The sequence below is a fragment of the Hydrogenophaga sp. 2FB genome, from assembly GCF_005503365.1.
Lineage (GTDB): Bacteria > Pseudomonadota > Gammaproteobacteria > Burkholderiales > Burkholderiaceae_C > Hydrogenophaga.
This window is the reverse complement of sequence record NZ_SCML01000097.1, coordinates 1-12977: the sequence shown is the minus strand read 5'-3', so window position 1 is coordinate 12977 and position 12977 is coordinate 1. Positions and strand designations below refer to the sequence as shown.

Below are 12977 nucleotides of genomic sequence, written 5' to 3'. Positions count from 1 at the left end.
TTATATCGTCGGCAGCTTCAGAGGTGTATAAGCGACAGTGCATCGGCAACGCCAGGCTTTCGTAGCCGCCCCACGAGTGGCCGATGCCAAACCACTGCAATGCTTCCACGAACGCATGCGTCTGCAGCTCGCTGACGGCGGGGTCGAACTCGATGCTGACCAGTCCGTTGGCACCTTTGCAGTCGCGCTGCCACAAAGCGTGGCCCGGGTCGTCGGCCAAGGCCGGGTGAAAAACCGTGCGAATGATCGGCTGCTGCTGGAGCCACTGCGCCACCTTCAGCGCATTGGCCTGGTGCTGCTCCATGCGCACCGTGAGCGTGCGGACGCCCCGCAGCGCCAGATAGGCATCGTCCGGACTCACGGAGTGGCCGAGCAGGTCGGCCATGTCGGCGATACGGTGGCTCGCCGCAGGCTCGCGTGTGATGACGGCACCGAGCATCACGTCGGAATGGCCCACCAGGTATTTGGTGCCGGCCACCACGGAGATGTCGGCCCCCAGCGCCAGCGGGTGGTACAGCAGGCTCGATCCCCAGGTGTTGTCGACCGCCACGGTGATGTTGTCGTGCTGGCGCGCGATGGCCACCAGTGCCGGCAGGTCGCACATTTCATAGAGCAGCGTGCCCGGGCACTCGGCCCAGACCAGGCGCGTCTCGGGCCGGATCTTGTCGGCGAAGTCGCTGAGGTCCGGGCGGAAGAAGTCGACGCTGACGCCCATGGGCGCCAGGTACTGGGCACACAAGCGGCGCACCGGGTCGTAGCAGGAGTCGATCACCAGCACGTGGTCACCGGGGCGCACGCAGGCCAGCAGCGTGCACGAGATGGCGGCCAGGCCCGAGCCGAAAAGGCGGGTGCGGTCGCCGCCTTCGAGTGCGGTCAACACGTCTTCCAGTGCGTCGCCGGTGGAGCTGCCCTTGCGCCCGTAGAGCAGGCCGCGCTCGTGGTGGGCGCGCTCCGCCAGCGCCTCCTTGAGTGTGGCCATCGAGTCGAACACGACGGTGCTGGTGCGCGCCACCGGCGGGTTGACGGTGACCCGCGTGCCGTGCGGACGGCCGCCGTGGGTAACGACGGTGGCGGCTTGCGGCTGGCTCATGCAGCGACCATGGCGTGCGCGTCGGACGCGAGGAAGCTGCGGACTTCGCGGGCCAGCGCGGCCGGTTGGTCGCCCCAGATGGTGTGGCCGCAATCGCCAAACTCCACCAGCTCGGCCTGCTCGAACCAGCCCAGCAGTTTCAGGGCGTCGGGGCGGGACAGCACGTGCGATTCCTCGCCGCGCAAGATCAGCACCGGCGCGCTGACGGCCTTGATGGCGGCCTCCTGGTCCTCGGTCAGGGCCTCGAAGGTTTGCAGGATCGGCTCCAGCGCGTACTGCCATTCCAGCTGGCCGTCGGCGGTGGTGTGCAGGTCGCCGGCCAGGGTAAAGCGGTGCACCTGGTCGGAGAAGCGTTTGCGCTGCGGCATGCTTTTGGAGAAGGCCAGGGCAGCGTCCGCATCGTGGAAGCGGCGGGGCCGTGTGCGGTGCAAGGACACGTACTGGTCGATGGCCGCTTGCTGGATCAGGCAACTCGGGTCGGACAACGCGAGCTTGTCGACGCGACCGGGGTAGCGCGCCGCAAACTCGATGGCCACCTGGGTTCCGAGCGAGCTGCCGATCAGGCTGGCGCGCTCCAGGCCCAGTGCGTCCATGACGGCTTCGACGTCGGCCGCGTACTGGCCCAGCGAGTAGCCCGTGGCCGGTTTGTCCGAACCGCCGTGGCCGCGCATGTCCAGGGCGATGACGCGCCACTGGTCTTGCAGGGCGCTGCCCAGGGCGGTCCACGCGCTGGACTGCATCGAGGTGCCATGCAGACACAACAACACAGGCGCTTCGGCGGGTCCCCATTCCCGAGCGTGGAAGTTCAGGCCGGGGGTCTTGATCTGCAGCGAGCGTCCGGCTGTGGGCGAGCCCTCGGCGGTGCCGGGTTGCGTGGGCACGGCGGCGTCCAGCGCTTCCACGATCGCGTTGGCGGTGAAGTCGGGGTTGTCGCCCCAGATCGAGTGGCCGGCGTTGGGCACGTCGGTGATCTGCACGCCCTTCAGTTCGCGCTTCAGGCGCTCGACGGTGGATGCGATGAGCACGTCGCTGTCGGCCCCGCGCAGGATGAGGGTGGGCGAGCGCACGGCGCGCACCGAGTCCCACATGTCGCGCGCGGCGCAGCGCAGGGTTTCGATGGCCGCGTCCTTGTCGTAGCGCCATTCCCAGGTGCCGTCGCCGAGCTGGCGCAGGTCGCCCACCAGCGTGTCGCGGTGCACCTGGTCGGCAAAGCGCAGGCGCTGCGGCAGCGTCTTGGAAAACGCCACGGCGGTCTCGAAGTCCGGGAAGGTGCGCGGGCGGGTCACGTGGGCGTGCACCATGTGTTCGGAAGCCTCGGTGGGCATTTCGAAACTGAGGTCGAGCAGGGCAAGGGCGCTGACCCGTTCGGGGTGGCGCGCGGCATAGAGCAAGGCCACGCGCGAGCCGAGGGATGAGCCCACGATGGAGAAACGCTCCAGGCCCATGCGGTCCGCAAAGGCCTCCAGGTCGGCGCAGTAGTGCTCCACGCCGTACTGGCCGGACCCGACGCGGTCGGAGTCGCCATGCGAGCGCTGGTCCAGGCCGATCAGGCGGTAGTGGGTGGGCAAGGCCTTGGCCAGCCAGTACCAGACCTTGCCGTGCAGCGATGTGCCGTGCAGCGCCACCACCGGGTGGGCACCGTCACCCCATTGTTCGTAGTGCAGGCGCAGGCCGTTGGCTTGCACGAAACCGTCGCCGTGGTGGTCAAGAATGGAAGCAGTCATCGGAATCTGTTGAAAAGGTTGAGAGAGAAAGAATCAAAACGTCTTCACGGAAGGCGTCTTCAGGAAACGTTCGGGATGGCGGGGAAAGCGCGGCTTTCGCCCGTGAGCAGGTCGAAGATCCGACGCTCTTGCAAGTGCGCGAAACCCCGTCCGTAGAGATGCAGATGCAGTGCGTCGCCCGGCCCCGGCACTTCGATGGCGTGCAGGTCGGTGGGGCCCAGCGCCAGGCTGTTGCCGGCCGCGACGGTGATGTCCCCCAGGTGGGCCAGTGGCGCAGGCCCGCTGCCTTGTGGGCGGCGGTAGAGGCTGTTGCGCTCCGCGCCACGGACACCGGCGATCAAGGCCCAGGTGGTGTGGTCGTGCGGCGGCTGCGCGTGCCCCGGGTGCATGGCCACGGCATACATCGCATACGCGCCATCGGCGTCTTCGTGCAGCGTGTAGGCCTGCCAGAGCTTGTCTCCCTCGATGGGGAAGTCGCGGCTGTCCCACAGCGCGGTCTGCGCGGCGAGCTTCTGCATGCAGGCCGCCGCGCACTGCGCTTGCGCAAGGCCGGGAGCGGCGTCTTGCCCTAGCAAGGCGCGCACCTGCGCCACGGTGTCCCGCACCGCCGTTGCGCGTTGTTGTGTGAGCGTGGAGGACATGCGCCTAGTCGATCTTCAGGTTGGCCGTCTTGGCCGTGCGTTTCCATTCCTCGATCTCCTGCGCCAGCATGCGACTGACGTCGGTGGGCGGCATGAAGAGCGGGGTGAAGCCCAGGTGTTGAACCTGCGCGCGAAACTCCGGCTGGGCCGAGAGGTTCTTGATGTCGCCCGTGAGGCGGTCCAGCATGTCTTGCGGCACACCGGCGGGCGCGAACAGACCGATCCAGGTGCCCCGTGTGAATGGCACGCCCGACTCCGACAAGGTCGGCACTTGCGGGAAGCTGTTGTGGCGGTTGGGGCCGGCGATGGCGAGGATGCGGATCTTGCCGGACTGGACATGCGGCGCGGCGGAGAAGGCATCCACCACGGCCAGGTCCAGCAGGCCGGCCATCAGGTCCGTCACCGCGGGCGCTGCGCCCCGGTACGGGATGTGCCGCATGGGCACGGCCAGTTCGCTCTTGAGCAATTCGCCAGTCAGGTGGCCGAACGTGGCCTGGCCTCCGGACCCGAACGCGAGCTCACCCTTTTTGGCGGCGAGCGCGCGCAGGTCCTTGACGTTTTGCGCCGGACTGGCGGCGGGCACCGCAATGACCAGACCGCCCTGGGCGAACACGGCCACCGGCGCGAGGTCTTTCACGGGGTTGTAGGGCAGCGTGTTCACCGCGGGTTGCACCGACATGGTGGCGGCAATGCCGAGCACCAGCGTCAGTCCATCGGGTGGGCTTTTGACCACCGACTGGATGCCGATCGTGCCGCCCGCGCCGGCGCGGTTCTCCACGATGACGGTGGTGCCGAGTGGCCGCGTCAGGGACTCCGCGAGAAAGCGGCCGATGGAATCGACCGAACCGCCGGGCGCCGTGGGAATCACCAGCTTGACCACGCGCGAGGAATAGGCGGGTTGTGCCCACAGCGCGGGTGGCATCGCCGCCAGGGTGCCCCATGCCGCCAACCGGGTGCACAGCGCGCGGCGTGTGAGCGGGGATGCAACTTCACTCTTCATTGTCGAGACTCACTTTCGAGGATGGAAGAAATCAGGCAGCCGGTTGGACGGCCACTGACGCGGTGGGCAGCCAGGCTGCGGTGACCTCCACCTCCAGCTTGTAGGCCGCGTTGAAAAGACGGGGCACCACGATGCCCGTCGAAGCAGGGCGGGCCGGACCCAGGTGGCGCATGCGGACCCGCGCATGTGCCGGTGCGTCGGCCGGATCGACCAGGTAAGTCACCACGCGGCAGATGTGCTGGTAACCCAGGCCGGCCTGTGCAAGGACCAGGCCAATGCGATGCCAGACCAGTTCGGCCTGCTCCTCGAACGCATCCGGAATGCTGCCGTCTTCGCGCAGAGGCGTCTGGCCCGAGAGCAGCAGCAACTGGCTGTGCGCCGGAATGGCGAGGGCCTGGGAGTAGGGGCCGAGCGGAGCGCCCAGCTCGGGCGGGTTGTAGCAATGAAAGGGGTACGTCATGGTGGGTTACAGCACGTTGAAATGGACACCGGGTTCGCCGGCAATGCGTTGCGTCAATCCGGTTTCCCAGGTGATGTACGCGTGCATGGCCGCTTCGCGCTGCTCTGGCTCCACTTCGTAGGGGGAGTACCAGACGTCGGTGGATGGGCTGAGCAGGCGAGACGCGCCGGTCTCCAGCGCCAGGCCCTGTTCGCGCCATGCGGCGGTGCCGCCGGCGAGGCGCCGCACCGCATGGCCGGCAGCCTGCGCATCGGCTGCCGCGAAGTGGGCCGAAGCCTCATCGCCGGCCGTGAACACCAGGGTGGTGCCCGGGTGGGGCAATGCGGTCAGGCTGTCGGGAAGGGCGGAGCGGGTGGAGAACCACGCACCCGGGATGTGGCCGTGCCGGTGGTCGATGCTGCTGCCGCAGTCCACCACGGTGACCGCCAGGCCATCGCGCAGCGCGGCCTCCAGCCACTGCACCGTCACCGTCTCGACGGGCGCGGGTGCGTGGAGCCATGCCGCGTGGTCGGCTTGCGGGGGCCGCAACGCGGGTGCGGTGGCCGGGTCCAGCACATCGGCCTGCCAGCCCATCTGGCGCAGCCAGTGCGCGGTCATGGGCGCCTGGACCAGATCGGTGTCGACGACCACGATGCGGGCATGGCGCACCGGCGCAAAGTAATCCGTGCTTTGCACCAGCTCGCCGCCGGGGGCGTTGCGCGCACCCGGCAACGCGCCCTGCAGGTAGTCGTCCTTCAGACGGACATCGTAGAAATAGGTGGTGCTGTCCGCATCGCTTTTCAGCGCCTGCAACCGCGCCCAATCGATCAGCTGGCCGCCGGTGCGTTCCAGAAGGGCAAGGGCGGCCTGCCGGCTGCGGGCGATCTGCGCCGGGTCCTGCGCCCGGGCCAGCATGCGGGTCTGCCCCTGGTCCAGCGCCAGGCCTTGCAGATGCCAGCCCATGGTGCCGTTCTCCACGGCATAGACGCGCGCGTTGACGCCCGCATTGATGAGGGACTGCGCGCCGATGATGCTGCGCGTGCGGCCCGCGCAGTTGACCAGCACCACGGCGTTCGGCTCGACGGCTGCGGGGACGCGCAAGACCAGTTCGGCGCCCGGACAGCTCTGCGCGCCGGGCAGCGAAAACTGCTGGAATTCCTGCGGCGTGCGGCTGTCCACCACCAGCAGTTCGGGGGTATTGGCCTGCAGGGCCTGCAAGGCAGCGGTGTCCAGCTGCGGCGTGTGCTTCTGTGTTTCCACCACCTCGCCAAAGGCCTTGCTGGGAACGTACTTGCCACTGAAGACCCCGAGGCCTGCCGCTTCGCAATGGGTATGAAAACCGTCGAGCGCGAACAACTGGGTGTAGCCCGCCTGTGCCAGCAGAGCGGCAGCCCGTGCGATGTGCTCGGGCGCATCGTCCACCAGTACGATGCGGGTGCTGCGCCGTGGAACACGCCAGCCGCCGTCCAGAGCCAATCGGGACAGCGGCAGCGAGGCCGCCAGCAGCAGGTGTCCCTCGGTGTGCAAGCCCTCGTCACGGATGTCGAGAACGGCGATTTCGCCGCCGTCCAGGAGCATGTCCCGCAATTGAAAAGCACTGACTGAAATCACTGGCATGTCGTCGTTGAAGTCTGTGAAAGGGTGCCCCGAAGAAGAGGCCTGTTCGCAGAATATGACGAAGCGGGTGATTCAAGGTAATCTTATTTTTTTCCTACGATATGCATTTTTCGGTTCATGGAAAACCCGCAAGTTGTCAATCGTGTTCGGGTGCCGCCGCGGTCACTTGCTGCAGGGCTTTGAGCAGGGCATCCACCGCCGGTGGGTGGCTGGTGTCGCGCCGCACGGCGACGACATGGGGCCCGATGGGGCTTCCCAGGGAGATCGGCATGATGCGCAGGACGCCCCGCTTGGTGTAGGTCTGGGCCACGGACCGCTGCATGAAATTGAGGAAGCCGTAGTGCTCGATCAGCATCAGGTTGGTGACCAATGACGTCGTGGACTCGACGACGTTGGCGGGCAGGCGGCCGACCTGGGTGAGGAACAGGGCGCACACATGGTCGTAGAGCGGGCCGCCGGCGTGCGGGAGCACCCAGGGCTCGTCGACGAGATCGGCCATGGCCAGGGATTTGCTTCGCGCCAGGCGGTGGTTGCGACCCGCGACCAGCACGAAATCATCGTCAAACAGCACCACCTGATCGAGGCTTTCCGCGTCCACGCTGTTGGTCACAAGGCGGCACAGCACCATGTCCAGGCTGCCTTCGCGCAACTTGCTGATCAGCGGAAGCTGGGGGTGCTGTTCCACGGAAATGCGCATGCGCGGGAACTGCCGTTTGACCTCACCAATGGCCATGGGCAGCATCCGCACGGCCGAGGACAACAGGGCGCCCACGCGGACAAAGCCGTGCGAGCCCGAGCGCAGCGCCTGGATCTCGTCGTGCGCGCGCTGCACGTCGAACAGCACCTGGCGGGCGTGCCGCACCAGCGCCTCGCCATATACCGTGGGCGCCATGCCCCGGTGGGAGCGCTCGAACAACTGCACGCCAAAGGCCGACTCCAGTTCCGCCATGGCGCGGGTGGCCGCGGGCTGCGTCAGGTTGGCCAGTGCGGCGGCCTTGCGCAAGGACAAGGAGTCTCCGAGGGCGTCCAGCAAAACGAGTTGGCGGAACTTCAGGCGAAAGGGCAGGGTAGATGCACTGGGCGTGAGAGGGGTGTCCACGGCGGTCCTTTGGGTGAATCAGTTTTGTCATAGCTTTATACCCAAATAATATTATTCCCGAATCACCTCAACTCACACAATGCCCAGCACTTTCGGCGTGTTCCGAAAGCCATCAGGGATCGTGGACTCTATTTACTTGAGGTATTTCAATGGGCAGCAAGATGGTCTTGGGGGTGGTGGGCGCGCTGGCATGCGCGGTGTCCGGGCACGTGGGTGCGCAGGTCACGCTGTATGGGCAGGTGGATGCGTTCCTGGAACAGGCCAACACCGGCAACGGGCGGCATGTGACGCGGGTGAGCTCGGGCGGGTCGTCGGTGTCGCGCTGGGGTATGCGCGGAAGTGAGGACCTGGGAGGTGGATTGAAGGCCAACTTCCGGCTGGAGTCGGGCTTCAACGAGGACGACGGCACGCTGCAAAACGATCTGGCTTTCAGCCGCTGGGTCCACGTGGGCCTGTCCGGTCCGTGGGGCGCCGTCGACGCGGGCCGCATGTGGTCACCGACCTTTGTGGTGGGGCTGAAGTCGGACGTGCTGGCGCGCAACCGGACATCGCTCATCACCAACATGTTCCGCGGGGCCTCGACCCGCTCGGGGACCTCCGGCACCGTCCCCGGGTTCCTGAGCAACTCCTTGCGCTACACCACGCCGAACCTCAGTGGCTTCTCGGGCGAGGCGATGCTGACGTTGGGCGAGGCGGCCAACAACTCGAATTCGGGCGACGGGGCAGGCTTCAATGTCCAGTACAGCTCGGGGCCGCTGTACCTCGGGTACGGTTATCAGGCACTCAAGAGCGGCAGTGCCGCCGCACCCGTGGCCGCACCCACGACCGAGAAGACCCACATGCTGGGGGCGAGCTACAAATGGTCGGACATCACCCTGTATGCCACGGCCAATACCAACCGGTCGAGTGCCGTCGGCTATCTGCGCAGCACGAACCTCCAGGCCTCGGTGGCCTGGAATATCCAGGGGCCGCACACCGTGCTGGCGCAGATCGCCAGCCGCAAGGTGTCGGGCTCTCCCGTGGCTGCCAAAGGCTGGCAACTGGGCTATGACAACGACCTGTCCAAGCGCACCAAGCTCTATGCGCGGTACGGTCGTGTGGACAACAAAGGCGGTTCGACGATCACCTTGAACGGCGCTGCGCTCACAGGTGCCAACGCCGACCCGTCGTTCGTCGGCGCCGGCATCTCGCACGCCTTCTGAGGATCGCGCAGGCATGCACAAGTTCGCCCACCTCCTGGCCATGGGCATCACGCTCATGGCATTGACCGCGGGCGCCCAGCCCGTGGGCTCCGTGGCCACGCCCGTCGTGGACAACGCGCCGCTCAAGGCCCTGGCTGTACAAGGCGTGCAGAGCCGGCAGAAGCTGGCGCAGGTCATCAACGACACCTTGTTCAGTTACGGCGAGCTGGCGTTCCAGGAGGTGGAGAGTTCGCGCTACCTGACCGCGCTGCTGGAGGAGCATGGCTTCTCCGTGCAGCGCGGCGTCGCGGGCATGCCCACGGCCTGGGTGGCGCGCTGGGGCCAGGGCAAACCGGTGATTGCGCTGGGCAGCGACATCGATGCCCTGCCGCGCGCCTCGCAGAAGCCCGGGGTGGCTTACCGCGAGCCGCTGGTGGCCGATGCGCCGGGCCACGGTGAAGGGCACAACTCAGGGCAGGCCGTCAACATCGTGGCGGCCCTGGCCTTGAAGGACTTGATGCAGCGCGAAAAGCTGCCGGGCACGCTGCTGCTGTGGCCCGGCGTGGCCGAGGAGTTGCTGGCCGGCAAGCCGTTCATGGTGCGCGATGGCGTGTTCAACGGCGTGGATGTCGTCCTGTACAACCACGTCAGCAACAACCTGCGCACCACCTGGGGCCAGGCCGATGGCACCGGCATGCTGTCGGTGGAATACACCTTCACGGGCCGCTCGGCCCATTCCGCGCTCCTGCCGTGGCGTGGCCGCAGTGCCCTGGATGCGGTGGAGCTGATGAACGTCGGCTGGAACTACCGGCGTGAACATCTGCGCCCGGAGCAACGATCGCACTACGTCATCTCCAATGGCGGTGACCAGCCGAACGTGGTGCCCGACACCGCGTCCGTGTGGTAGAGGGTCGGCAGGGATTCATGTAAAACCCAGCAGAAACGACCCTAAGTCTATGATTCCATTGGGATTATGGTGGCATCGAAGTTCAAGGGGCCAATCTTCCGCCGAAAATCCAGCGTGTAGTCACCAAACCGGTTGATGTGCGCCGTGCGGAACGGCGCCAGGCCGCCCAGGATCTCCAGCGTGATCTCGGTCCCCTCGTCGCGAAGCTCCTGCAGCACCTTCGTCATGCCCACCACGTTGTGCAGAATGATCATGTTGGCCACCAGGTGGTTGTACTTGATCACCTTGCGCTGCTCGTGCCGGATGTTCTCCGCAATGATCCCTTCTCCCCCAAAAAATGACCACTGAGCAAAGCCGTTGAACTGCTCGCTCTTATTGGTTTCGGCATGGATTACCTTGCGCAGCCCGACATCGCCGATGTAGCTCAGCAGGAACATGGTCCGGATGACCTTGCCAAGCTCTACAAACGCGAAATACAGCTTGTTCTTGCGGCTGTAGGTGCCGAGCCGGCGCAGGATCGCCGACGGCGTGATCTTGCCGGTCTTGATGGAAACCGCCACCCGCAGCATCGCCGGCAAATGCAGCTCAATCAGCCGCCAGTCGATCACATCGCTGAACAGCGCATTGATGTTGCGGTAAACATTGCCCGGCTCCGGGCGATGGAATTTGAGGTCTTGGATGCCCCGGATGCGCGGCATGAGCTGGATGCCCAGGAGGTGCGCCAGCGCGAAGACCGGGTAACTCTGGGCCTGGGTGTCCCCGTGAATCGTGTCCGGTCGAATGTCCGATTCGTTGGTCATCAGCCCGTCAAGGATGTGGATGCCCTCATAGGTGCCGCAGGAAATGAAATGGCTGAACAGCGCGATGAACTTGTCCGATACATGGTAGTAGCCGATACCGCCGTACCCACCATAGCGGATATGGTGCTCGGACAGTAGGTTTTGCTCGTAAAGATTCCACTTGGTGCCGTCCGCCGACGCGTGTTTGCCCGTGCCCCAGTAGCCTGGCAGCTCAAACTTGTTGTAGGCGTTGATCACCTTGACAATGGCCTTGTCCAGGAGGTCCTCGCTGACGTATTTCAAGTTCAGCCAGGAAATCTGCCGGCGGCTCAGACCTTTGATCGATTTGGCGGTCTGCACGGGCCCCAGGTTGCAGCCGTAGCAAAACAGCGTCGTGATGACGCGCATGCGCAGATCCTCCAGGCGGCTGTCGGTCCCGGCGAGTGGCCGGAACAGCTTGTGCAGGTCCAACCAGCGCTCGGTGTCGATCATGACGTCCACGATGCTGGCCGCCTCCATTCGCTCGGTGATCAGGGCGTCGATCCGCGCGGCCGCCTCGACGATTTCTGAGCGCGGCGGTTTCCGCAGGATCAGGCGGCCGTCGACGATCTCGGCATGGGCGTTTTCCGGGAAAGTGGCGTCGATGTCGTGGGCCCGCTGGGACATCGCCGATTTGAGCATCGCCACAAAGGTGCCGGGATCTGTCTCGATGCCGGTGACCTGGCCATAGTCGCCCACTTCTCTTTCAAAGGTTTCGTCATCGACCAACTGCTCGCGGTAATCGTCATAGCGCTCGCCGTACTTGATGAAGAGATCGCCCGACTTCAGGTCGTCTTTGACAGCATGCATGACCGCCAGTTCAAAATACCGGCGGTGGACAGCCTCCGCCCGGCCCTTGCCGGATGGACGGACCAACACCAACCGCTTCCACTGGCCTGACATCCAGCGGAAATCCTTGTCTTCAGTCAGGCCCAGCATGTCCAGCGGCACGATGTCCGCACGGTTGTCGCGCAGCTTGTAAAGGGCCTCGATCAGCCGCTCCGCTACCTGGTCCTCGCTGCTGGCCTTGGGCGAGGCGATGCCGATGCAGTTGAGCAACTGGGCCCGGACCATCTTGTAGGGCTGCAGCAGGAAAGGCAGATGGTTGCGGCCCGCATAGGCCAGGTGCTGTTCGCATTCGTTGAGCAGCTCGTCCACGTCGGCCACCAGGGTGGTGCCGATGGCGTCCACACGCTGCGTGTCGGTGCCCTCCAGCTGGTAGGCGCCCAGGATGTCTTTGAGCTGGCCAACCAGCATGTCGGTTTTTTGGACCCGCTCCTGCTGGAACGAGAGCAATTTCTGCCTGGCATTGTTTTCCAGGTTCTGCATCAGGCGAATAAACAGGTCCGCGGCATCGTCCAGGGACTGGGCATGCTGCGCCCGGATGAAGATCACCGCCAGGGCGTAGCGCTTTTGCGGCTTGAGTTCGGCCATCTCGGCCGCATTGAGGGCGCGCGCCAGGTGGCGAAACTGTTTGAGCTTGGGCACCGGCACGTCGGGCTTGGGAAGCTGCTCCACCAGGTACTGCAAGCGCCGGATGTGCTGGATGTAGGTGCGCGTTTCCTTGTTGGTCGGCCGCTTGGGTTCGCGTTTGAGCATTTGCCAGGCAGAAACCGACTCGCCCGTGGCGGTTTTAAGCAAACTGTCGATCAAGGTCCGGGTATGGGCTGTCAGCTGGTTGGTGATTGCGGAGAAATACCGGTTGTTGCTCTTTTCCCGGGCTCGATACGCCATCCGGTCCAGCGTCGAGAAGGCGGGCAGCTCGTAGCGATGGTGGACCAGCTCCTCCAGCATCACGTTGATGATGTCGGCCACCGCGTGTTTGGTCTCGGCCGCCGTGTCGGCCACGACCTCCAGCCAGGCGTGGCCCCCCGGGTTCATAGGTTTGACATTGAGGTGCCGGCGTAAGGTCGCAAACAAGGCGGTGCGCGAGCCCGAGGCCTCGAAGCGCTTGAGGTCCGCCGCCGGGGGCGGCCTAACCACGCCCACCTGCTGCGCAATGTGCTCCCGGATCACCGGCGGCACTTCGGCCAGGGAGATGAAATAGCCCAGGCGCTGGAAGACTTTCAGGTGGATCAGTGCCGCCATGCGCGGCAAGGCGCGCTTGCCGATGCCGGCAGCCAGGAGTTGTTCATCCTTGGTCGGTGTGTAAAGCTCCGCCAGCTCACGGGGTGTCGGATCGGGTTTCAGGCTGGGATAGGCCGTCTCATGGAGCGTGGTCATTCGCGGGGACTACCCCGCCTGGCGGCAATGCTTCCCATCGCCTCAATCCCAGTAGGTGTCGGTCGCGGGTTCGTGAAATGAGGTTTCCAGCAGGCACTGGTTGTCCTCGGCGATGCGGTACATGTTGACCCTGTACCCGGATTTCGAACCGTTCGGTTACAGAGAGAGCCGGCATGATGAAGGCCCCAAGTGGGCAGGAGCATGTCGTGAAGAAGAGCAAGTTCACCGAGGAGCAAAT

Annotated in this window: 10 protein-coding genes; 2 read left to right on the top strand and 8 right to left on the bottom strand. The window is 65.4% G+C overall.

Features of this window, described 5'->3' with window-relative positions:
* From metC to FFS09_RS29890, 7 genes are all read right to left on the bottom strand, one after another.
* On the bottom strand, positions 1 to 1090 hold a 1090-nt coding region (gene metC / locus FFS09_RS29920), incomplete at its 3' end, for a cystathionine beta-lyase (protein WP_137922545.1).
* On the bottom strand, positions 1087 to 2814 hold the full coding sequence (locus tag FFS09_RS29915; protein ID WP_137922544.1) for an alpha/beta fold hydrolase: 1728 nt from the start codon (positions 2812 to 2814) through the stop codon (positions 1087 to 1089). The genes FFS09_RS29915 and metC, both read right to left, overlap by 4 nt.
* A 59-nt stretch (positions 2815 to 2873) precedes the next feature.
* Positions 2874 to 3455 (bottom strand): cysteine dioxygenase family protein, encoded by a 582-nt coding sequence (locus tag FFS09_RS29910; RefSeq protein ID WP_137922543.1) that lies wholly within the window; start codon positions 3453 to 3455, stop codon positions 2874 to 2876.
* A 4-nt stretch (positions 3456 to 3459) separates the two neighbouring features.
* Positions 3460 to 4455 carry a Bug family tripartite tricarboxylate transporter substrate binding protein gene (locus FFS09_RS29905; RefSeq protein WP_137922542.1) on the bottom strand — a complete coding sequence of 332 codons (996 nt, stop codon included), beginning with the start codon at positions 4453 to 4455 and terminating at the stop codon, positions 3460 to 3462.
* A gap of 31 nt (positions 4456 to 4486) precedes the next feature.
* Positions 4487 to 4915 (bottom strand): RidA family protein, encoded by a 429-nt coding sequence (locus FFS09_RS29900; protein WP_137922541.1) that lies wholly within the window; start codon positions 4913 to 4915, stop codon positions 4487 to 4489.
* 6 nt (positions 4916 to 4921) lie between these two features.
* Complete coding sequence (locus FFS09_RS29895; protein WP_171020275.1) at positions 4922 to 6472, bottom strand: rhodanese-like domain-containing protein; 1551 nt, start codon at positions 6470 to 6472, stop codon at positions 4922 to 4924.
* 175 nt (positions 6473 to 6647) lie between these two features.
* Entirely contained in the window at positions 6648 to 7610 is a 963-nt protein-coding gene (locus FFS09_RS29890) for a LysR family transcriptional regulator (protein ID WP_137922539.1), read from the bottom strand.
* A gap of 149 nt (positions 7611 to 7759) precedes the next feature.
* On the opposite strand from FFS09_RS29890, the gene FFS09_RS29885 reads away from it, so the two are divergent.
* Together FFS09_RS29885 and FFS09_RS29880 are read left to right on the top strand one after the other, a co-directional pair.
* Positions 7760 to 8812, top strand: a complete 1053-nt coding sequence (locus FFS09_RS29885) for a porin (protein WP_137922538.1) — start codon at positions 7760 to 7762, stop codon at positions 8810 to 8812.
* A gap of 13 nt (positions 8813 to 8825) precedes the next feature.
* Entirely contained in the window at positions 8826 to 9698 is an 873-nt protein-coding gene (locus FFS09_RS29880; RefSeq protein ID WP_212745185.1) for a M20/M25/M40 family metallo-hydrolase, read from the top strand.
* A 47-nt stretch (positions 9699 to 9745) separates the two neighbouring features.
* Here the strand turns inward: FFS09_RS29880 and FFS09_RS29875 are convergent, their stop codons facing one another.
* Positions 9746 to 12739 (bottom strand): Tn3 family transposase, encoded by a 2994-nt coding sequence (locus FFS09_RS29875; RefSeq protein ID WP_024815559.1) that lies wholly within the window; start codon positions 12737 to 12739, stop codon positions 9746 to 9748.
* Positions 12740 to 12977 lie beyond the last annotated feature (238 nt).